Consider the following 22,671-nt stretch of genomic DNA (forward strand, 5'->3'; position numbering starts at 1 on the left):
CGATGCGCGGCACCGTCGTGCTTCATTTCATGTTTTTCGTGGATCCTCTCTCCGCCGGAATCCACCGCGCCCGAAACCCCTGCACGATCAACTTCACCGGCAGCTGGGGAAATCGCTCCTTCAATATCCCGTGCAGCGTGTGCACGCCCCACTCCTCACTCGTGCCGTGATGGATCACCGCCAGCGGAAACCCCGCGTCGTCCGCCCATTCCGTCTCCACCCACGTTTTGATCCGATCGTCGATCGTCAGCGCCATCTCCGCGCCGAGCTCCACAAACCTCCACGGCTCGCACGCATACCCCGTTCCCAGTCCCAACTTCTCCACCTTCCTCTCCGGATCGCCATAAAACACCACTCCCGGCTGTCCGATCTCGCCAAACGCCTGCGCCATCCGCTGCGCCAGTTCCTCCGCCTTCATCGCCGGCTCGATCTTTACCACCCGATAATACGGCTGGTTTACAATCACGTCTTCCGCCGCGAAACCCAGTTTCTTCGCCAAAGAATCCGCCACGCCGCCCGGCATCAAATCGAGCACGTCGTGACACCGGATCACGACCATTCGGTTTTCCTCGATCCACGTCTTCTTCGCGTCCCTCGTCCCTCCCATCGCCTTCAACGCCGCCTCGGACAAACCGCTTTTTTCGCCCTCGAACGCCTCCAGATCCAAATGACTGAAGAACGTGGGTTCGTGCGTCACGACGACGTTACATCCCGCCGCCAGGGATTCGCGCAACGCGTCCCACGTCGGCGTCCACATCACCGCGATGCCGCGCACCGGCGTCTCGGGATCGCCCACGATCACGCGATCCACTGACGGCTCGGGCACCTCGTGCAACGACCTCAGCCAGGCATTCAGCTCCTTCGCACGGAGACTTGTTCCCGCCGTAACTGCGTCCTTCGTCCTCATCGACTCTTGTTTTTGATCATCAGGTAAACGGGACTCTCGCCCCCCTCGACTTCAATCGCTCCATCCTCGCGCTGACGCGCCTTCGCTCCGCCATTTTCCTCCGCCCCCAGCGGCATCCGTTCCGCGCGTTCGAGCACGCCCGGCACATTCGCCAAAACCTGCCGCGACAGCACTCCGTCTCCCGTTGGCGACCACACCGCCCACACCACCCGGGTCGGATCGTCGCCATGTTCAAACTCCTGCACGCGCACCCGCCCCGGCTCGTCACGCACGATCCGACCAAACCGATAATCCCCGAGCACCTTCTGCAAGTGCGCGAGCGCATGAAACGACGGCTTCGGCTCGAAGTTCCGCGTGATCCCCGCGCTCGCGTGCAGGCTCGGCGTATCCCGATCGTTGAAAAAATAGATATACGCCCGCCCGACGTCCATCGATGCGAACAGGAGTAACGAGCGCACCAGCCACTGCGCCTGCTGCTCGTCCGTCACGCCGACCCAGTGCGGCAGCTTCCCATTCGGATCCGCCTTCTTCGTGCTGCTGTCGTAACCGAACTCCGTGACCCACACTTCCTTCTCCGGCGCATGTGCATCGCGCCAGCGGCACAACGCGTCGACATCGTTCAGATACCGCAACAACTTCGGATTTTCGGGATAACTCCGCCGCCATGACGGATCCTGCTCGATCTCCGCGTAGATGTGCAGGGCGAGGACGTCATAGAGTTCCGGATACGGGGCGACGCACTCCACACTTTTGTCCCAGGCGCCGCTCGGACCCGCGGTGATGTTGCTCGTCGCGATCCGCATCCTGGGGTCGCCCTCGCGAATGCCACGCGCCATCGCGCGGAACATCCGCGTGTAATCCTCGTCGCTCCACTTCGTCGGCTCGTTGCCGATCTCCACCGTGTCGACGAGCCTTCGCTCGCCGGAAGGCCCGAACTCCCGCGCGTAGCGCCGTCCATAATCCCGGGCCTGGGTTGCGATGTCCGTCCACTTCTCGCGTTCGATGCTCTCGAACTGCAGCGAGACTTCGACGTTCCATCCCTTCTCCGTCCACTCGCGATAGATGCCCGCCCAGTCCGTCCCATCCTTCCCGCGCGGCAGCGGCGCCGGCTCGGCGGGATCGTCGCCCAAGTCGCGGGCCACCTTGTGATACTCGCGCAGCCGCCGCGCCACTGGACGATACAACTCAGGATCGAAGGCCCGCTGCGTCGAATGCCCCGGAGCATAACTGTTCAAGCCGACGAATTCCCGCATCAACGGCCGCGTCCGCGCGACGCTTGCCTCGGTCGCGCCCACGATCGCCGCGATCATCACCGCGCCCGCCCGAAGCTTCGCTCTTCTCATCCCTGCAGGCTGGTCCGTCCGCCGCCGACGGCATTCGCCGCCTTCCTCAATCGCTTGAACATTCCCGGCGTGCGATGCGGTTTCACCCCCCTCGTTCGGCTGATTGTTCGCGGCGGTTTCTCGCGCGCCTTCGCGAAGCGGGCGCGTCCATCTCTGAACGCGCCCGCCGGATGAAGTCCTTTCCTCAGCGATCGCTTACGGCACCGTGTAGCCGACGAAGGCAAATTCGTTCGCCCGGTCGGTGACCGTCGAGCCCGTCGGCACGATCAGGTAGCGCGCGGCGGGTGTTTTCGGCGTCCCGTTGAAATCCGCGTCCCGCACCCATTGCTGCGAACCCGAACTCGAAAGGCCCTGCGCGGAGTTGAATTTGAATCCGGTCGCGTCCGGTCCCTCCTTGACGGTGTCGAGATCGGCATCCCACCACATCGTGCCAAACCCGGCCTGGTTGCCGGAGCTGCTGGGCCGATAACGCGTCCACATTTCGGTGATACGCACGTTCGCGTAATTGGCGCCGAAATCGACATACCAATAGCGGTTCGCATAACCGGTGGCGGTGCTCGCATGGGGAGCGCTCGAGACGCCCGCCGGCGCGCCCGCGGTCGCATTCCACGTCGGCTGCTCGTCGAACGCGCCGGTCGCCGGACAATACGCGCCGCCACCCTGTCCCCAGGCGACAGGAGTGATGATCGTCGTCGGCTGCAGCTCATACGCGCCGACGTCGTAGGTGCCTGCCTGCGGCCGTGCGGTGCCGACGAAATCCGTCGTCACGCCATGACTGCTCACGTCCATGCCGGCATTATAGGCCGGCGAGCTGGCCGTCAGGTTGTAATCGCCGGCGGCCGGATTCACGAAGCCAACGCCCGCCACGGTGGATTCGTGGACCGCGTTGGACGACGTGAACGGCGCTCCGCTTTCCACATACCCGTAACCTGCGCCCGGCTGGGCCACGATGTTGTTGTAGTAGTAAACCGGCGCCGTCGTCTGATCGCGAACACCGGGACCTTCGGGCGTCACGATGGTGTTGTTGATGATCTTCACCGTCGTGCCCGCGACCAGGTTGTCGTCCCGCATGTAGACGCCAGGTTCGATGTTCGTCGGGCCCGAGTCGCCGCGGTGGATGACCACATTGTTGTAGATGTTGTGGCTCTTGCGCACCGAGAGGAAGATTCCCGCCCCGCCGCCGTCGGCCGTCGCCTCGATCCAGTTGTTGTAGATGTCCACCTCGTTCTTGCCGCCGGTGATGCCGTCGTTCTGCCAATGCGGCGACTCGCCGGGAGACTTGAACGAGACCTCGTGGCTCTGGATCCCGTAGCCGATGATCGTATTGTGATGGACCTTCCCGTTGGTCAGGCAGGTGTTGAGCTGGATGCCATCCCAACCGAGATTTTCGAGGAGGTTGTCGTTCACCTCGACGTTGGCCAGGGTGTGGGCCGGGTTGACCGTGGTCAGCCCCAGATACATCCCTTCCGTCTCCGTATCGTGGATATAGTTGTGATGGATGTGCAGCCCGTCCAACACATAGCCCGTGGGCGCCGCATCGCTCTTCGCCATGATGCCCGCAAAGCCCGAGTTCGCGACTTCGATCCCGGTCACCTCCACATCCAGGGCGCCAACCCAGTTTCCGCTGGCCACGGACTGGCCGTTGTCGGTGATCCTCAATCCCGGCGCGCTGTTACCCAGCTCGTACCGGGATCCGTTGAGCTTGATGCCATAGGTATATCCGGTTCCGGGCGTCCCTTTCAGGATCACGTGCTGGCAGCCACCGAGCACCATGCCGTGCCCCGCCGCGTCGTCGACGGTCGGGATTTCGATGACGAACTGCCCGCCGGTGTTCGTGATCGTGACCGGATTCGCCGTCGTGCCCTGCGTGAGGTTGCGGAGGATCAGAAACTTTCGGGTGTGCGCCTCGATGAACACCGTGTCGCCCGGCGCGAGTGTATTGCTGACCGCCAGCGCGCCGGAACCGATCGTCGATTGCGAGAAGTCGACGGTTCCGTTCAGACTGTCGAGCAGGGCCGCTGACAGGGTCATGTTCGCAGCCCGGGCCGAAAGGCTGCAGCCGAACAGGACCAGAATCGCGCCGAGGAGCGAACGCGCCTCGACCGACGAAAGCCAGCTCCCGGCGCTGGCGTTGTTTTTCAGGGTGGGGGTTTTCATACGTGTGCGCCGGCGCCTTCGCCACGATGGTTCAGGCCGCTAGCTTCGCACCGTCGATGCACCTTCGCGACATCTCCAAGAAATGCTCGCTCAATCGCATGAGCCCGGCGACAACAGGATCCGCTCCCCTCGCGTCTCGTTCCTCTTCAGCGACGAAAGCCTACTCGGATTTCGTCCGATCGCTCAACCGGTGCGACAGCAGCCAGTCGTAGATTTCCGGGTTGTCATAGGTCGCGGTCCATGAGTCGTGCTTTACTCCCGGATACACCGTCAGCCGCGGCGAGCCTCCCTGCTTCCTGATCGCGTCGATCATCTCCTGCGAGCGCTCCACCGGCACGACCGGATCCGCGTCGCCATGAAACGCCCACACGGGCACATCACGCAGCGTCCGCGCCAGCTGCCGCTCGCCCCCGCCGCAGACCGGCAGGATCGCGGCGTAACGCTCCGGATGCCGCACAGCTAGCGCCCACGTGCCAAAACCGCCCATGCTCAATCCGGTCAGATAGACCCGGTCGCGATCGATCCGCAGCTCGCGCGCCGCCTCCTCGATCAGCCCCTCGAGCGCGAAGATGTTCCACCACTCGCCCGGAGGACACTGCGGCGAGACCACGACGAAGGGAAAATCCCTCCCCGCCTCGATCAGCTTTGGCAGCCCGTGCTTCTTGATGAGTTCGAGGTCACTGCCCCGCTCGCCGGCGCCGTGCAAAAACAGCACGAGCGGCCAGTGCTTCTCCCGCTCGTCGCCGTAGCCGGGCGGAAGGTATCGCAAATACCGATACTCCTGGACCATCGTGATCGTGGTCTTCTTCGCGGCTTGTCTGACCGTTGGCTTCATGGGCGTCTGACAACCGGACCACAGGCCGGCAATGACGACAAACAGGATGACGTTGCGGATTTTCATGCGTTCAAAGGGTTCGCGTCGTCTCATCGTGGAACTCGTCGACGCGGTCCGCGCGCAAAAGCCTTCCCGCCGCCGCCTTCGCGTGCCTCACGACCGCCTCGCGTCCGTCGCGCAACACGATCTCCACCGCCTCCGCGCCCGCGGTCGTCGGAGTCCGTCGCGCTCGAAAGCCGTCAATGACGACGTCCTCGAATTGCTCGATCTCCAGCGCGTGCCGGCAGAAATCCGGCAGGCCTTCCGCGCGCACCACGTCGAGGTTCCGCAGCGCCAGCCGTTTCACGCCACGCGCGAACAGCGCCGGGACGTCATGCTTGAACACCTTTCGCGACGGATCCCAGAACGGTCGCAGATCGAAGTTACCGCCAAACGACTCCTGCAGCGCGCTCGGCCGCAGCGTGAGCCGGCAATGGTCGAACGTCACCGCTTCGATCGCCCCGTCTCCTTCCCCGTAAATCACCACGCCGTGGTCGCCCGTCGCCGAGACGTGACTGAACGTGACGTTGCGGACCGCCCGGGGGCGGGCTTCGTCCTGCCTCTCCTTCACCGCCGAAATGTGAATCGGCTCCCCCTTGCCCCACCACTTGCCTTTGTAGAGCCGGGTTTCGATCAGGATGTTCGAGAACGTCACGTGCTCGATCGTTTCGCCGTGACGGACGTTGAGCACGATGCCGCGGTTCGTGTCGCGGATGACGATGTTGTTGAACAGCAGATTTCGAAAGTCGTGCAGCCCCCAGCCGATCCGGATCGCCGCCGACCGCGACAGGAGCACGCAGTTCTGCACCACGATGTTCTCCGCCGTGCCCGTCCCGAAACCGTCCGCGCAGGGACTGAACGCAATCGCATCGTCCCCCGCCTCGATGTTGCAGTCGCTGATTCGCACGTTGCGAGTAAGGCTCACGTCCAGGCCGCCGCTGTTCGGCATCAGCAGGCTGCTCCTGATTTCCAGTCCGGTGAGCAACACGTCCTCCGAACACGCCACGTGCAGGCACCAGTTGGGTGCGTTCAATAATCTGACGTCGCGCACCAGCACGTCGCGACACTGCCGCAGCAGGATCAGGATGCCCGGCCGGGACTTGTGCTTGACCGGACCATCGGAAGGATCGTCGTTGATTTCCAAATACGCCTCGCCCTGCCGCGTATGCCGGGCCTCGAAATCCCGCGACGTATCGGCCTCGCCATAGCGCGCAAACGCGTCGGCGTTGCCGTCGATGGCCCCCCGTCCGGTGAGCGCGACGTTCGTCGCTCCGTCCGCCAGGATCAGCATGGTGTTCCGCAGTTCGCTCGCATAGGGCAACGCCCGGTAATCCGCGAGGTTCGGGCTGCCCTTCAACACCGCGCCAGCCTCCAGGTGCAGGGTGACGTTGCTGAGCAAGTCGACGGTGCCGATCAAATAGATCCCGGCCGGCACCAGCACCGTTCCGCCTCCGTCGCGATGACAGGCCGCGATCGTGCGATTGATCGCCTCGTGCTGCAGGGTCGCGCCGCCGCCCACGGCGCCGAAATCCCTGACGTTTTTCCAAGCCGACGGTGAGGGTTGCATCTCAGCGGCGGAGGATCGCGACCCAGTCTTCGTTGACTTCACGTGGCGGCAGGCCGAGCCGCACCCGCTGCCCGCCGCGCACGCGCGTCAGCGGTCCGTCGATCAGTTCGCCGCCGGTCCGCGGATTGAACCACTTCACGGTAAACTCGCCCGTCGTGTCGCGCAGGTCGATCGCCGAGACGTCGCCCCACGCCAGATACAGCAGGTAAATTTCGCCCGGTTTCGCCAGGCAGTAATACGGCTCCGCGTTGATCGAATTGCCCACCAGTTCGTCCGCCGGCTGCATTTCCCAAAACGGGATTTTGTGTTCGTGGAAGAATTCGACTGCGATCCGCGCATAATCCCAGCTTCGATCACGGCTGCGAAAATCCTCGGCGTTGATGTCGTGCGCGGGCAACCGGTATCCAAAATAATACTCCACCCCGGCGCCGCCGCCCATGAGGTTGCCCCAGAGCGTGAGTTTGCGGATTTCGTGCAACGTGTAGGTGCGCCGCGGATCGCGGGCGACGCCGTCGAAACCTTCGTAGCCAGGATCGGGCGGCACGCCGTAGGCCCAGTGCCCCTGCTCGTCGTTCGCGACCACCCAGGGGCGGCCGCTTTGCGCCGAATCGCGCACCCATTTCACCGTCCATTCGTGCGTCTCCGACCAGTCGTTCTGCAGCGAGAGTCCGGTCAAGGCCGAGCCCGCTCCGAGCAGCGGCGTATAGATAAATTCCTGTTCGTTCGTGAACGTGTGCAGGACGATGTTGCTGGGGTGGTAATGCGTATCCGCGATGAACTGCGCCATCGCCCGGATCTCGTCCGGGGTTTGCGTGTTCTCTTCGCCCAGATTCCACGTGACGCCCAACAGGTGTCCGAACCGTGCAATCAGTTCGCGCAGGTAAAGCTTCCGCTGCGGTCCGAGTGCGCCATTGTCCAACGACTCGGGCACCTCCTTCACCTCGCGCGAGGTGCCAACGCGGTTGTCGTCCATTTCGTTTTCCTGCAGCTTGAAATGCAGGTGAACCCCGTTTGCCTGCGCGTGGTCGAACACGATCGCCCACTGCTCCAGCTTCGAGCAGTCGTAATGAAGCTTGTCCTGGCGCGACACGAACGGCCAGACGTTGTCGCCGTCGCCGCCGGAGTTGTAGGGCAGGAACGACATCGTGTTCATGCCCTTGTCCGCGAGATAGTTGATCGCGCCGATCAAGCCTTTTCCCTTGCCGCCTGCCCAGGTCGGATCGCCTTCGCGCCAGTCGCGGATGTGAGGCTCCCAGGTCTTCAGGCGAACGTCCTGCTTGTCCGAAGCGGTGTCGTCGAAATCCCGATACGCGAGCAGCGTCTCCGGCGAATCCGGTCCCGCCTTCAGGAAATACTCGCCGCTGCCCGCGAAGCGCAGGTGATGCTTCCCGACGTAGTGCAGCCAGCCTCGGCCGCGAAAGTCGCGGCCGGTCTTGTCGCTCGCCGTGACATTGAACTCACCCTGGAGTCCGTCGAATGGCGCCAGCCGCGCCCCACCGCCGTCAATGGCGGCGTTCTTCCCGCGCCGGAACACGACCCGGTAGCTCCAGGTGCCCGTCCGGTCGGGAGCAAAGTGCGCGCGCCAGATGTTGCCTTCTTTCGCTGACGTGTTCGCCGCATCGCCATCCGCCGCAAAATAGCCGGGGACCGTGTAGCGCGGCGCGCCGGACTGGTGGGTGAAGGTCACCTCGAAACGGTAGTCCGTGAATGGATTCGGATCGCGGTCGGTTTCGTTCGCGGCGGGACCAGCCAGCGTGAGCGTGACCTTGTGCCACTGCTTGGCTTCGCCCTCGACGCGCACCGTTGCCGCGGCCCCTCGCAGCGCGACGCCGTGCGTGAAAGCGATCGCCAGCAAAATGAAAACGCGAAACGGACCGAAGCGGGGCGAAAAATTCATAGAAGAAACCGGAGCGGCGTGCGCCGATCGCTGCCGTCACGAGACCTCCGTTCGCATTCGGCGCCAAGCCACGATCGACTAAATCGCATGAGTGCGGACCGGAACCACTGCAGGCGGAGTCGATCTGGCCACGAAAGTGCCGGCCCGGTTCGACGCAAGCGACGCGTTCGCCGATTCTACTTTTTCGTTCCGTCGCTGGGCGGCATATATTCCTCCACGGTCGGGTCGCCGAGTTCCACCCGGCCGGCGGGGACATACGGCAGGTGAATGAGAACGGGGTCGCGCGTCTGCCGGCCGAAGTGCGGCGCCCCCGCCTTGATCAACGTCGCCAGCACCTCGTTCAGCTTCACGCCGTCCGAATGCGTGCTCACGCGTGCATGCCAGAGCAGCACCTTCCGCTGTTTCTTGGCCGCGTCGTAATCGTAGGCGACGAGTCGCACGAAATGCCGGCCGGCGACACCCTCCCGTCGCAATCCCTCTCGCTTCCACCAAGGCATCGGCCCTTGCGCGCGTTGGCCCGCGACGAGATCGAGCAGTTCGCTTTCGTTCCAAAACGTCTGCCCCAGGATCGGATTCTCTTCGTCGACTCGTCCATCGATGTCCTCGATCCGCGGCTCCATCTCGCCCCATTCGAACACGAGCAACTGCGAGGGGCGATCGTGCTCGGGACTCACCGGGATGTAGCCCTGCGACGCGAGCGCCTGCGCCAGCCACCGATGCACATCCTGGCGCGCCGGAGCATCGGCACGCTCCTCCAGTTCAGCCGTCACCGGAAAATACACGACCGGCTTTTCCACCGTCGGTGATGGTAACTTGCGGCCCTCGGCCGTCACATCGACCACGATCCTCACCTGCGTCGTGGTGCGGGGGCCGAAAAGCTCCGCCCGTCCGGCGAGCGGCAGCACCAACGCCAACGTCATCCACCGCGCCACTGTGCCTCCCCATCCTGACAGGGGTGTATTCATCGTCTGCTGCGGCTTTATAGCCGGTTCGAACGGTGCCGGGAAGCGAAACCTCCGGCGCCCGGCCGGGACCCGCGTCCGCGAAAGTGAGCGCCCGCTATCGGAGCGATCCGAATAGCGGGCGGTTGCGAAACACGGCGATCGATCTCGCGCGTTGCTAGAAATCCATCCGCAGCGTGAACTCGTAGGTGCGGGGGGCACCGTAGAAGTTGCGGCTGGAGAGGTAATCCTCGTCGGTCAGGTTTTTCACCATGAAGGACGCGGTGTATTTCGCCCGGCCATACGTGAAGCTGCCACCGAAGCCAGCGGAGAGGACGAGAAAGTCGTCGAGTTTCCAGGCTTGGGCCAGGGTGTTGTTCAACACCACCAGCGTGTCCGTATGCCGACGTTCGTCCACCCAGCGGCCGTTGCCGATGACATAGAAGTTGTCGAGCTTCCCCCAAGCCCCGAAATCGTGGCGGATGTTGGCGCCAAACGTGTGATGCGGGGCGTAGGCCAGGCCCACGTTCTGGCGGGTCAGCACGCGCTGACCGTTGATCGTGGTGGCGGTGCCTTCATCGCTCTTCACGTAGGAGTAGGTGTAGGCGTAGCCGATGCCGATCTGCGTGTGCCGCGTGGGCCGGTAGCTGAGGTCCAGTTCGGCGCCGGTGCTGCTGTTCACGCCGGACTGGGCGATCGGGGTGAAGGTTTCGCCGTTGATGGTGACGGATGGGAGGAAGCGAACGATATCCTTCTCCTCGAGCGAATAGATCGAGAGCACGCCGGACACCTTGCCTTTGAACATGTCGGTCTTCACCCCGAAATCATAGCCCTTGCCGCTGCCGGGGACGGGATTGAAGAACGTGCCGTCCGGATGGCGGCCGGTCGTCGTGTAGAGGTTGACGATCGACGTCGAATAATTCGCGAAGAAGGACAGCCCCGCCACCGGTTTGTAGAGCACGCCGACCTGCGGGGAGGTCTTGGAGGGATACTCGGCATAAGTCTGGGTCGGGTTCGGCGTATTCACATTCTGGCGACCGTCCGAACGGATTTTGTCCACCCGCACGCCGAGCAGCGTGTGCACCTTGTCGTCGAGCAGCGTGAGCTGGTTCACGAAGTAGCCGCTGTTGACGGTGTTGCGGGCGTGATTGCCGGTGTTGTTGGCGGTGCCCAACCCTTCGAACCGCTCCGAGCGGATCCAGGTCGAAGGATCGTTGAGATTCCAGCGCACATCGTTGTTCACCGGCGGTGCGATTTCGTTATACACCTGGACGAACTTTTCCTTGCCGAGTTGGTAGCCGAAGAGGTTCTGCACCTTCACGCCGTGAAACTCGAAATTGTTGAGGAGTTCGACCTGGCGATACTTGTCCCATGAGCCGCGAATGCCGCGGCTGTAGCCGCGCCCCTGCAGCGTCGGCGGATTCGTCGGCGCACCGCCGGCCACGCTCGCGATGACCGTCGTCGGGCTGTTGTAACGGACGTTGTCCTCCCAGCTCACATCCGACCAGTTGGCGCGCAGGGTCAGGTTCTCGTTGAACTTGTGGACGAGTTCGACCGTGAAGGCATCCATCGTCACGTCTTTGAAATCGTGCGGTCCGCGGAAATTGAAACTACGGTCCACCGCCCCGAGCATGCCCCGCTGCGGATCGAGGAAGGGGTGATACGGAATCGAGCTTTGCGGATCTTCCCGGCTCTTCGTGCTCTCGTATTCGATCGTGAGCGTGGTCTCCGGGCGGATCCACCAGGTCATCGAAGGATAAAGCACCGTCTGCTGCTTGCGATGGTTCGCCATCCAGGACTGCGAATCCTCGATCGATCCCACGAACCGGACCGCGAAGTTCTTGGCGGGCGTGGGAATGTTCACGTCCACCGACCCCTTGTAGAAATCGTAGCTGCCGAGCCGGACGCTCGAGCTCATGATTTTCCGCTGCACAGGACGTTTGGTGATATAATTCACGCTGCCGCCCGGGGACGCCGGCCCGTAGAGCACCGAGGACGGCCCCTTCAGGATCTCGACGCGCGCGATGGTGACCGGATCGACCAGGCGCAGGCGCCGGAAGCCGTTTCGATTCGGCACGAATCCGCCCTGGCCGCGCAGGATGAAGCCGAGCGTGTCGCCGTTCTGCAGGTCGGAGCCCGCGGTGCCGCCGCCGCCGACACCCGAGGCGAACGAGACGATGTCGACCAGGTCACGCGCACCGATGTCCTGGATGAAGTTCTCGTTGAAGACGGTCAGGTTGAGCGGGAGGTTGATCAGCTCCGTGCGGGTGCGCGTGCCGGACAAGGCTTGGGGCGAGTAATAACCCTCTTCCGATGCGTCGGTGACCTGGAACGGCGAGAGGACGACGACATCCTTGTCCTGATTCGCCGCGGCGGAGGGAGCGGTCGTGGCTTGGCCGAACGCCGTCAGTGCCGTCAAGGGCAGGCTGGCGGCCAGTCGCCAGGCCCGGCTTTTGCTGGGGGATGGTAGTTTCATGTTTGGGATTCCACGTTTTGCTTAACGATGGTGGAAAGGGTTTGGGCGGGATGATGCGAGAACGGATCGAGCAATGAATCATCCGGGGGTAGCGGGGTGCTGCGGCGAAAGTGCGATTGTTTCCGCCGAACGAAACCGAGCGCTTGCTCAATCGCATGAGCGGGCCGTTGAACTTGCCCGCGACTTGGCGGCGCTTTCGCGTCGGCGCGTGGACGCCCCGCGGCCGGCCTATTTGCCTGCCATTCCGCGCCGCGATCGGACCGCGAATTTTGGCGTGTCCCGCCTCCGGCGGAAAGATGCAGATCGCAGCCCCAACGACATTTTATCAGAATCCGTCGCGACGATGTCGGCTCCTATTGTCCCGCGCCTGCCGGTCCTGCCTCGATGCGCTCTCATGCGATTGAGCGCGCTCAACGTTTCAGAAAACCATCTTCAAACGCCTACTGCAGGCATGCAGACCGCTACGGGCCAGCCGATCTCCTCGCGCCCCCCTTCCCCGCTCTCCACCACGCGCCGCGCCGCGCTCCGGCCGCTTCGTTTACAGCCGCAGTGGTCCGGATCTCGCTCCGTGTTCCGGCACACCTGGGAGGGCATCGTCAACGTCGACCAGTTCCGCTGGATGGTCCGCCGGGACCTGCAGGAGCAGCTCGAGATGGCCCAGCGTGAACTCCGCGCGACGCACGTGCGCGCAGTGGGAATGTTCGACGATGAGATGCGCGTCTTCTGCCAGGGGCCCGGCGCCTTCATGGGCTACGAGCCGAGCGAGCCGCGCACGAACTGGCAGACCGTCGACTACGTCATCGATTCGCTCGTCGATCGCGGACTGCACCCGGTGTTCACCACGAGCTTCATCCCCGCCGCGCTCGCGGGGGGGCCGACGACGGTATTCACGACGAAAGCACACACCAGCCCGCCGAAGGACTGGCGCGAATGGGAAAAGTTCGTCCGCGATGCGGTCCTGCACGCCGTCGACCGTTATTCGCTTTCCGTCGTGCGCACCTGGCCGTTCGAAGTGTGGAACGAGCCCAACCTCGAGGGCTGGTTCTGGGGCGGAACGCAGCAGGATTTCCTCCGCCTCTGGCAAAGCACCTATCGCGCGATCAAATCGGTCGATGCCTCTCTCCGCGTCGGCGGGCCCTCCACGGCGCGCGCGGAATGGATGGAAGAGCTGCTCGAGTTCGGCGCGGCCAACGACTGTGCCCCCGATTATCTCATCACCCACATTTATAACAACGACAGCGCCGTCGACCACCCGCTCGCGCCCTTCGACCCCACCGCCACGGACCGCGGCAGCAAGTCGCCGACGTTTGCCATGGACCTCATGCGCGGCGTTCGCGCCATGCTCGACCGCCGCGGTTTCAAGGGCGAACTCCACTGGAACGAATGGGGCCGCTCGTTCCACGCCGTCGATCATCACCGCGAAAATCCCTCCGAAGCCGCTTTCATCGTCCGCCTGCTCAGCGAAGTTTCCCAGGAGGCCGACGCGTTCTCGTATTGGTGCCTCAGCGACATCTACGACCAGGTCGGCTATGGCCGCGAAGCCTTCTTCGGCGGTTACGGCCTGCTGAGCTTGCAGGGCTTGCGCAAACCCGCCTACCACGCATTCGAACTTCTCTCCCGGCTCGGCACCGAACGCGTCGCCGTGCACGGCGAGGGCGTCGAACCGACGTGCAATGCGATCGCCACCGTCTCGTCCGATGGCGCGCATGTGCTGGTCTTCGCCTACGAGCCGGCCGACGACAGCACATGCGACTCGATCGGTGTCACCGTTGAGCTGCCGGACGGGGCCGCACCCGGCCCGCTGTTCCGCATCGATTCCTCCGAAAATAACGTCATCGCCCGCTGGCGCGAGCTCGGCAGTCCGGTGTATCTGTCCCGCGAACACACGCGTGAGCTCGCCGCCACCAACGCCCTCGCCCCGTCCTCCACTCCCGTCACGGTCGAGAATGGAGTCGCGCGCTTCACCATGGAATGCCCCGGCGTGGCGCTGCTCGAGATCCGGCTCCGCCCGGATCAGGGATAGCGCGTGCCGTGCCCTCGCCGCCATGCCACGGCTGCTGCTCCTTCTGACATTACTGGCCAGCCTCGGCCATCATGGCGTTGCTGCGGTCACCTCCGTCGCGCCACCGCCCAACTTCGTGCTGATTCTCGCCGACGACATGGGCTACGCCGACATCGGCCCGTTCGGCTCCACCCTCCATCGCACTCCCGCCCTCGATCGCATGGCGCGGGAGGGCATGAAGCTGACAAGCTTTTATGCCGCGCCGGTGTGCTCCCCGTCCCGCGCGCAAGTTCTCACCGGCTCCTACGCCCAACGCGTTTCCGTGCCATTCGTCGTCCTCCCCGACGATCGGCACGGACTTCATCCGGACGAGCGCACCCTTCCGGAACTTCTCCGCGAGCGTGGTTATGCGACCATGGCGATCGGCAAATGGCATCTGGGTCACGAACCGCAGCACCTCCCGACCCACCACGGTTTCGACCGCTACTTCGGCTTGCCCTACGATCGACGAGTCCGACTTCCGCTCATGCGCGACGAGACCGTGATCGAGACCCTCGAAGGCGATGAGCGCAACACCCAGACCGCACGCTTCACCGACGAAGCGCTGCGTTTCATCGCGGAACAGCGCACGCGGCCGTTCTTCCTCTACTTCGCCGCCACCGCCGTTCACGTCCCCTTGCTTCCCGGAAAAAACTTCCAGGGCAAATCGGCCAACGGACCCTACGGCGATTGGGTCGAGGAACTCGATGCCAGCGTCGGCCGCATCCTCGAGGCGCTCCGCGAGAACGGTCTCGAGGAAAACACGCTCGTGATCTTCACCAGCGACAACGGACCGTGGCTGCCGTATGGCGCGGAGGCCGGCACCGCCGGCCCTTTGCGCGGCGGCAAGGGGTCCACCTGGGAAGGCGGAGTGCGCGTCCCCGCTCTCGCGCGGTGGCCCGGCCGCATTCCTGCGGGCGCGGTGAGCGACGCCGCCATCGGCCTCATCGATTTGCTGCCCACCTTCGTCTCGCTCGCCGGCGCGCCGATCCCCGAAGCGCCCCGCGTCGATGGTCGCGACCTTTCCCCGCTCCTGTTGGGCGACCACGTCGTCTCGCCGCACGAGGCGTGGTTTTTCTACAACGTGGATCGTCTCGAAGCCGTCCGCTCGGGTCCGTGGAAACTCGCGCTTCGACCGCAAATCGAGAACCTGGGCGACCCACAATTCCCGCCGGATGCCGCCGGCTCCTCCGCCCGTCTCTACAATTTGAATACTGATCTCGGCGAGCGCACCGACCTCGCTGCGCGGCACCCCGACGTCGTCCGGCGTCTCCAGCGACTCGCGTCCGCGATGGCGCGCGATCTCGGCGACGGCGCACCGGGCCCCGGCGTCCGCCCCGCGGCTCGCGCCGAATGAACCGCCCCCCGTCGATCGAAATCCTGTCCTGCTCGTGAGCCTCGCCGACTTCCCTCCCCTCGCCCGCTTTCGCCGCCGCCTCCTCGATCTCCCCATCGAGGAGCTCGATTCCAATTGGGAGGATGTGCTGTTGCCCTACGGTGCCGCCCTCGCCGGTGCAGCCTGGAATGATCCCGAGCTCACCGCTTGGGCGCGACGCTGGGCCGACCGCCAGCTGGCTGCCGGCGTGCAGGTCATACCGCAACGCGAAGACTGCGCCGTTCCCGCAAAATCCGGTTTTTTTCTCAACGAGTATTGCGGCATCTGGGGAGGACCGCTCGTCCTCGCGGCGCTGGCAGAATCCAATCCCCAATCCGGCGATCGCGACGCGATCGCCACGATCTGCGATTATGTCCTGACCGGCGGCACGCGGCTCGACGGTGGCATCCTCGCGCACGGCGGATGGCCCGATGCCCGCCGGACCGCGTGGGTCGACACCTTGTTTTACTCGGCCAGCGTTCTCGCGGCCGGTTACCGCGTCACGGGAAATGTCGCTTACGCCGACGAGGCGATGAAGCAATGCCTGCTGCATGCCCGTTACCTGCGCGACGAGACCACCGGCTGTTTCTTTCACGATGTCGATCCTGCGACCGGACGCCGTAGCCCGTCGCTTTGGTCGCGAGGCAATGGCTGGGTGATGCTTTCTTTCGCGGACACGTTGGAAGCGTGCCCGGCCGATACGGCCGAGTGGAAGAATCTTCTCGCGCTCTACCGTTCGCTCGCCGCGGGTCTGCTACGTCTTCAACACCCGTGCGGACTCTGGCGGATTGTTCCGGAATGCGAGGAATCGCATCTGGAAACCAGCGGCTCCACGATGATCCTCGCGGGCCTCGCCGCCGGCGTCTCCGCGGGCTGGCTCGACGTGTCCGTGATGCAGCCTGTCCTGCGCGGCTGGCGGGAATTGCTCGAGTGGATCGTTCCGCAAACAGGCGCATTGGTGGGCGCGCAGTTCCCCGCCGGCGTCGGCGGCTGGGAGATTCACAAACTCTCCGGCCTGGGCGAACGCACCTATGCCACCGGTCTCTTTCTCCGCCTCGTTGCCCAATTGAAGCGCAGCGGCGCCTTTTGATTTCGAACCTTTCCCGCCATGCCTGAGTGGAAATCTGACGACGAACTTTTCCGCCTTTGCCGGCGCGAACTTTATACGCCGGTCGTGGGCGACATCCTCGACACTCTCGGCGAATACCATCGGTTTCTTCCGGCCCCCGTCCAACCGATGCGCGAGGACATGACCGTGGCCGGGCGCGCGATGCCCGCGTTGGCGATCGATGTGCATGGACCGCAGGCCAAACCTTTCGGTCTGCTCACCGCGGCGCTCGATGACCTGCGTCCCGGCGAGGTCTACGTCTGCGGCGGCGGCACCATGCGCTCCGCTTACTGGGGCGAGATTCTCACGGCCACGGCCCGCGCGCGCGGCGCCGCGGGCGCCGTGATTGACGGTTATCACCGCGATACGCCGAAGGTGCTCGAGCAAAACTGGCCGGTCTTCAGCCGCGGCCGTTTTGCGCAGGACTCCTCGGTGCGCACCGCCATTGCCGCCTACCGCTGCCCGATCGAAATCGGCGGCGTCTGGATTGAGCCGGACGATCTGGTGTTCGGCGATCTCGACGGCGTCGTCATCGTTCCTCGCGCCCTCGAGGCCGAGGTGATTTCCCGCGCCCTGGAGAAGGCCCGTGGCGAAAAGGTGGTTCGCCAAGCCATCGAGGGCGGCATGTCCGCCACCGACGCCTTCAAGAAATTCGGCATTCTCTAGTTCAGCTGAGCCCCGATCGCGGCCCTTCGTCCGCGCCGTTCACGTTCCGCATGCGCACGATCTACAAATTCCCACGCCGGTTTACCTGGGGTGTCGCGGCCGCCGCCCCGCAAATCGAGGGAGCCGCCTTCGAGGACGGCAAGGGCGAGTCGGTCTGGGACCGCTTTGCCCAAATTCCCGGCAAAATCGCGAACGGCGACACCCTCGATGTCGCCTGCGACCACTACCACCGCTACCGGCAGGACTTCGCGCTCATGCGGACGCTCGGCGTGAAGAACTATCGGTTCTCGATCGCCTGGCCGCGGATCTTTCCGAAGGGCCGTGGCACGGCGAATCCGAAGGGGCTCGCCTTTTACGACCGGCTGATCGACGCCATGCTTGCCCACGGTATCCAGCCATATGCGACAATGTTTCATTGGGACCTGCCGCAGGCGCTCGAAGATATTGGCGGCTGGCGCGTCCGGGCGACGGCCGAAGCGTTCGGTGTTTACGCCGACACGATCGTCAGGGCCTACGGCGACCGCGTGAAGCACTGGATCACGCTCAACGAAATGCGCTGTTTCACCGTGCTCGCTTATGGCGATACGATCCGGCCGCCCGGCGTGATCGAGTCCATCCAGGTGGTCAACCAGACCTATCACCATGCCCTCCTGGCCCACGGGCACGGAGTTCGCGCCGTGCGGGAACACGGCGGCCGCGGTGCGCAGGTCGGTCTCACCGACGACTCCACGATCACGGTCCCGGTGACGGAAACGCCCGACGACATCGCCGCGGCCCGCGTTCGGTTTCAGGAGCTCAACTGCCGCTCCATCGATCCGATCTTCCGCGGACACTACTCGCCGATTTACCGACGCCTCTATGGCCGCGATGGCGCTAAGGTGCAGCGCGGCGATTTCGAGCTCATCGCGCTGCCCACCGACTTTTTCGGTTTCAACATCTACACCGGCGTATTCGTGCGGGCAGGACGCGGGGGCCAACCCGAGCAGCTTCCTTTTCCCAAGGGCTACCCGTCTCCGGAAAATTCCTGGTGGCTGAAGCTCCTCCCTCGCGCGATGTATTGGGGCCTGCAGCACGTCACCCGCCTCTATCGGCCGAAGGCGATCTACATCACCGAAAATGGGGCCGGCTACGACGATGAGCCGCCCGTCGACGGCGAAGTCCTCGATGTTCATCGTCTCGAATACGTCCGCCAGTGTCTCGTCGAGTTGCATCACGCGATTCAGGATGGCGCGCCGGTCCGCGGTTACTTCCTCTGGTCGTTCATGGACAACTTCGAATGGCTCGACGGCTACGCCCGCCGTTTCGGCATCTGCTACACGGACTACAAAACCCTCAGGCGCACTCCGAAGCTCAGCGCCCGCTGGTATTCGGAAGTGATGAAGCGCAACCAGCTCGTCTGAGCCGGGCGTCTCAGGGCCCGTGTCGCGCCCTGCTTGCCGACCCCGTTGCGCTCCGAAGTTTCAGCTCTTCGAGCAAGGCCATCCCGAGAAAGGTCGTGCCATAGAGAACCGTCAGAGGGCGTCGCCGCACATACGCCATGCTGTTCGGATTGAACAGACCGCCGTCGAGATTCGGATCCTCGCCGCGATACTGATGGCGCAGGCACCAGCCGAGCGCGCGCCGCGCCGCCGCAAGGTGCTCCGGATTTTTTGTGCTCCGGTGGAGTTCATAGAGCAGATACGCCCAGATCGCGGTGCCTTTGTCGTCGCTCGGATCGCCCGGTTTCGGCCGGACGAAAAGAAACGTCCAGCGTCCTTCTGGTGCCTGACATTCCAGCACGCGTTTCGCGAGTTCGTCGGCCAGCTGCAAGTAGCGCGGGTCACCGGACAGGCGGTGCGCGTCGAGATAGCCCTCGAACACCCACGCGTGCCCCTTGATGTCCGGATCCCAAATTTCGCGATCTTCCTCGCGCATCCAGCCGCGCGCCAGCAGCCCGCCCTCACGTCCCATGTGTTCGAGGTGGCTGTCCAAAAATCGCTTTCCCGCCGCCGCCACGGAGCTCGAGTGCGTCGCCTGATACAAACGCCGGAAACCGATCATGCCGAACACCGACTCGTCGAGCGTGTGCGGCGTCCAGTCGTTACGCTCAACGATCCAATCCTGCGGCACCACCGGATACTGCTTCATCAATCGCTCCGCCGCGGAGACGAGAAGTTTCGTGCGCTCCAGGAATTCCGGCCGCCCCGTTTCGCGGTGCGCCGCCATCCAGCCCCAGCCCGCGAGAAACAACGAGTCCGCCGTCGAGATATACTCCGCCCAGCCGTTCGGTGTCGCGCGCGACGGCTCCCAACGCACCGTCGACACGCCATACGCCGGATGCGTCGCGTCGAGCATTCCGAACTGCAGGCTGCGCTCCGCCGCCGCGATCGCCGCGACGCGAAACTTTCCCGCCAACCCCGCCGTGCGTGCAAAGTCCTCGTGCGAGAGCGTGAACAACAGGTCGATCGCCGGGCCCCAGGACCAGAGCCAGTGCGCCATGCGGTGAGCCCGGTGCGTCGGATCGTAGACGAGATGAAAACCGCCCTCGAAAAAACTTCCGGGCTGACGCACTTGCGCGGCCAGCAGGTTGCGCCCCACCGCCAGCGCCGCGTTCTCGACGAAAGTGCGGTCATCCCACCACGCGCCGCGCACGTCCACCGGCGTGCGCTCCGCCTGACGCGACGCGATCACCGATTGGCTCACCGGCTGCCACGCCCCCGCGGCCGCACGTTCCCATAGCGTCACGCTTCCGCCCCATTCCGGACTGCTCAAACGGATCCGCACCGACGTCTCGGCGCCGAGTGTGCGGCGAAAATACATCCTTGGCGGCTTCAGGGTCGCACTGCGCAAATGCAGCAGGTTCTCTCCGGGCTCGAGTTGCGCGACGGGGATCACGATCTCCCGCTCGATCGCTCCACCGAGCGGCGAAAACCGCCCGTTCAGCTTCCACCTGCCCCGTTCTTCGTCGTCGAACCTGGCCACGAGTTCCCAGCCCGCTGCGTCGGTGAGCTCGTTGAAAAAGAAGACGTTCTCGGCGCCGCGTTTCGCCTCTTCCTCATTGGACACGCCCGGCGGCGGCGGCAGATAGATGATGCCTGGCTCACCGACGTCATCGCCGAGCTCGAGCCGCGTCAGCCCGTCCGTCTCGAGCCGCAGTTCGCGCGGCTGGCCGGTCGCATTCCCCACCGGGATCAGCAGCTCGCGGTCCGTCGCTGAAAACGCCACGCATAATTCGCCAGTGGGTTCCGGAGCGCCGGCCATGCCGCTCGCCAACAGCCATGCGGCGGCGAGCGCCCGGTTCCCCCGTCGTATCCAGCTCCTGGTGACGCTCATGCCACGACCGTCTCCACCTCATGGGCGACGCGCGGCTCCACCCAGATGCTTCGCAGCAAATGCATTCGCGTCGCTTCGCGCAGGCCTTTCTCGAAACGGCGCATCTTGTCGACCACGCAGTCGACGGCCGCCATGGCCACGTCGCCCGCCGAACGGTCGATGCCGCCGTCGAACGGCGCCGACGCCGATCCGAGGCCGAGCCACAGCGCGTCGAAACCCTCGTCCCGCGCTCGCGCCACCACGGTCGCTTCCGGGCACACAACGACCGAGGGCTGATAGGCGTTCAGCCATTCCTCAAACACCGTCTGTTTGCCGGCATCGTCCGGCAGGAAGCACACCGGCACCCGGTCGCCCGGTGCGACGTCGGTCTGGTTGCGCAGAAAACAGCCATGCAGCAATCCGCTGCTCGCGGAATCGAACTGGCTGCCGATGGCAAGCCCCACCCGGGTGTGACCGAGTCGGCGGACCTGCCGCAGGATCAGTTCGGCATCGCGGTAATGATCGGGACCAACGACGTCCACCCACTCGCTCAAACGGTGATCGTTCAGGCCGACGAGCGAGAACTCGCCCCAGGCCGGCGTCAGCAACGAGAACTCGAAGCTGCGATGCACCGGAAAGATCACGCCTTCGATCCCCCGCGCCCGCACGATCTGCACGAGCCGGCCCGTGCTCATGCCCGGCTCGCGGGTCCAGATCTCCTCGAGGTGATAACCGAGTTCGTCGGCGCGACGCTTCGCGCTTTCAAACAGCACCCGTGCTTCCGCGACCGTGCGCCAGTGAGTGCGCTGCGATTCCTGATTGATCCACGCGATAGGAAGCCGCCCCGCGCCCTGCTTGTCGCCGCGCAGCATCGCGAGATTCCGGGCCGCGACGTTGAGGCGATAACCGAGTTCCTCCGCCGCCGCCTGAACCCGCAAGCGCGTCGGCAGCGGGATCGAAGGCGAATTTTTCAACGCCAGGCAGATCGTGCTTGGATGCACGCCGCAGGCGCGGGCGACATCACGCTGAGTTACGGGGGCGGTGGGGGACATGAACTCCTTGGGCCGATGTGATGCGCCACTGTAGTCCTATTTTAGGAGTTGCAGAATGGGAGCTCTGGTAGAAAACATGTGTTTTCTGGCATCGCCGTCTTCATGTCGCACCGCCCCGACCCCACCATCAAAACGCGCCTGCTGCTGCGGCCCGTGAAGTCGTCGATCGGCACCATCCGACTCGGCGGCATCAACCAGGGCGGATTCGGCATCGGTCGCCCGCCCGACCGCCGCCGCAAGCTGACGTGCTACGGTTTTACCTACATCATGAACGGCACTGGGGTGTATTCCGATGCGTCCACGCCGGAGACTCCCGTGAGCAAGGGCGACCTCGTGATTTTTTTTCCTTCACGTCCGCACCAGTGTTGCACGCGGCCGGGGGAATTTTGGGACGAACTTTGGTTCGAATGCGAAGGGCCCGCGTTCGATCTCATGCGGCAGACCGGCATGATAACGCCGAAGCGTCCGCTGCATCACACGCAGGACAGCGATTTCTGGTTTCGTCGTTTCTTCCAGATCATTCCGCCGCTGCACCTGCGCGAGAAGACTCCGCCCGAGGTGATCGTCACCCGCTTTTTCGCCGTCGTTACGGAACTGCTCGCGGGCAATGAATCTGCCGAGGAGGCTCCCGCGCCCGCAAGTGAAGGTTGGCTGACCGACGCCTCCGAACTGCTCGGCACGCACGAGGGGGTCAGCGGTCTGGAACCCGAGGTCGTCGCGCGCCGGCTCGGCTTCTCCTACGAGTCGTTTCGCAAAAAGTTCCGCGACGCCGTCGGCATCGCCCCCGGCCGTTTCCATCTCGATTCCCGCATCGATCGGGCCGCGGCCCTGCTTCACCAAGGCCGGCTCACCATCAAGGAAATCGCGGCGCAACTGGAGTTCTGTGACGAGTTCTACTTTTCGCGCTGCTTCAAACGGCGTTTCGGCCAGTCGCCCCGCGCCTTCCGCCGTCGTGTGCGCGGCACCGCGTAGACCT

At 64.3% G+C, this 22,671-nt stretch carries 16 protein-coding genes; 6 read left to right on the forward strand and 10 right to left on the reverse strand.

Annotated features, from left to right (window positions below):
* Window positions 1–22: 22 nt before the first annotated feature.
* The 8 genes from AC6RV7_RS14885 to AC6RV7_RS14920 form a co-directional block, all read right to left on the reverse strand.
* Window positions 23–826, reverse strand: a complete 804-nt coding sequence (locus AC6RV7_RS14885) for a Nif3-like dinuclear metal center hexameric protein (protein WP_500094804.1) — start codon at window positions 824–826, stop codon at window positions 23–25.
* A 77-nt stretch (window positions 827–903) separates the two neighbouring features.
* Window positions 904–2,250 carry a glycoside hydrolase family 5 protein gene (locus tag AC6RV7_RS14890; protein WP_500094805.1) on the reverse strand — a complete coding sequence of 449 codons (1,347 nt, stop codon included), beginning with the start codon at window positions 2,248–2,250 and terminating at the stop codon, window positions 904–906.
* Between the two features lie 195 nt (window positions 2,251–2,445).
* Complete coding sequence (locus AC6RV7_RS14895; RefSeq protein ID WP_500094806.1) at window positions 2,446–4,407, reverse strand: choice-of-anchor Q domain-containing protein; 1,962 nt, start codon at window positions 4,405–4,407, stop codon at window positions 2,446–2,448.
* 160 nt (window positions 4,408–4,567) lie between these two features.
* Entirely contained in the window at window positions 4,568–5,308 is a 741-nt protein-coding gene (locus AC6RV7_RS14900; protein ID WP_500094807.1) for a carboxylesterase family protein, read from the reverse strand.
* 4 nt (window positions 5,309–5,312) lie between these two features.
* Complete coding sequence (locus AC6RV7_RS14905; protein ID WP_500094808.1) at window positions 5,313–6,848, reverse strand: glycoside hydrolase family 28 protein; 1,536 nt, start codon at window positions 6,846–6,848, stop codon at window positions 5,313–5,315.
* A gap of 1 nt (window position 6,849) precedes the next feature.
* Complete coding sequence (locus AC6RV7_RS14910) at window positions 6,850–8,745, reverse strand: DUF5060 domain-containing protein (RefSeq protein WP_500094809.1); 1,896 nt, start codon at window positions 8,743–8,745, stop codon at window positions 6,850–6,852.
* A gap of 176 nt (window positions 8,746–8,921) precedes the next feature.
* Window positions 8,922–9,710, reverse strand: a complete 789-nt coding sequence (locus AC6RV7_RS14915; RefSeq protein ID WP_500094810.1) for a hypothetical protein — start codon at window positions 9,708–9,710, stop codon at window positions 8,922–8,924.
* Between the two features lie 154 nt (window positions 9,711–9,864).
* The gene (locus tag AC6RV7_RS14920) at window positions 9,865–12,162 is read right to left on the reverse strand and encodes a TonB-dependent siderophore receptor (protein ID WP_500094811.1); all 2,298 of its coding nucleotides are present in this window, start codon (window positions 12,160–12,162) and stop codon (window positions 9,865–9,867) included.
* 568 nt (window positions 12,163–12,730) lie between these two features.
* Here AC6RV7_RS14920 and AC6RV7_RS14925 point away from each other — a divergent pair.
* From AC6RV7_RS14925 to AC6RV7_RS14945, 5 genes are read left to right on the forward strand one after another with little or no spacing between them, the layout of a single operon-like run.
* Window positions 12,731–14,185 carry a GH39 family glycosyl hydrolase gene (locus tag AC6RV7_RS14925; protein ID WP_500094812.1) on the forward strand — a complete coding sequence of 485 codons (1,455 nt, stop codon included), beginning with the start codon at window positions 12,731–12,733 and terminating at the stop codon, window positions 14,183–14,185.
* A gap of 22 nt (window positions 14,186–14,207) precedes the next feature.
* Window positions 14,208–15,560, forward strand: a complete 1,353-nt coding sequence (locus AC6RV7_RS14930; RefSeq protein ID WP_500094813.1) for a sulfatase family protein — start codon at window positions 14,208–14,210, stop codon at window positions 15,558–15,560.
* A gap of 34 nt (window positions 15,561–15,594) precedes the next feature.
* Window positions 15,595–16,668 (forward strand): glycoside hydrolase family 88 protein, encoded by a 1,074-nt coding sequence (locus AC6RV7_RS14935; protein ID WP_500094814.1) that lies wholly within the window; start codon window positions 15,595–15,597, stop codon window positions 16,666–16,668.
* An 18-nt stretch (window positions 16,669–16,686) separates the two neighbouring features.
* Window positions 16,687–17,352 (forward strand): RraA family protein, encoded by a 666-nt coding sequence (locus AC6RV7_RS14940; protein ID WP_500094815.1) that lies wholly within the window; start codon window positions 16,687–16,689, stop codon window positions 17,350–17,352.
* Window positions 17,353–17,402: 50 nt separating this feature from the next.
* Window positions 17,403–18,752 carry a GH1 family beta-glucosidase gene (locus AC6RV7_RS14945; RefSeq protein WP_500094816.1) on the forward strand — a complete coding sequence of 450 codons (1,350 nt, stop codon included), beginning with the start codon at window positions 17,403–17,405 and terminating at the stop codon, window positions 18,750–18,752.
* Between the two features lie 10 nt (window positions 18,753–18,762).
* Here the strand turns inward: AC6RV7_RS14945 and AC6RV7_RS14950 are convergent, their stop codons facing one another.
* Entirely contained in the window at window positions 18,763–20,664 is a 1,902-nt protein-coding gene (locus AC6RV7_RS14950; RefSeq protein WP_500094817.1) for a hypothetical protein, read from the reverse strand.
* Entirely contained in the window at window positions 20,661–21,695 is a 1,035-nt protein-coding gene (locus AC6RV7_RS14955; RefSeq protein ID WP_500094818.1) for a LacI family DNA-binding transcriptional regulator, read from the reverse strand. The genes AC6RV7_RS14950 and AC6RV7_RS14955 overlap by 4 nt, the downstream gene beginning before the upstream one ends.
* A 102-nt stretch (window positions 21,696–21,797) precedes the next feature.
* Between AC6RV7_RS14955 and AC6RV7_RS14960 the strand changes: the two genes are divergently transcribed.
* Window positions 21,798–22,667: a helix-turn-helix domain-containing protein gene (locus tag AC6RV7_RS14960; RefSeq protein WP_500094819.1), complete on the forward strand. Its 870-nt coding sequence runs from the start codon at window positions 21,798–21,800 to the stop codon at window positions 22,665–22,667.
* Window positions 22,668–22,671 lie beyond the last annotated feature (4 nt).

It is taken from the genome of Opitutus sp. sgz309028 (assembly GCF_059821195.1).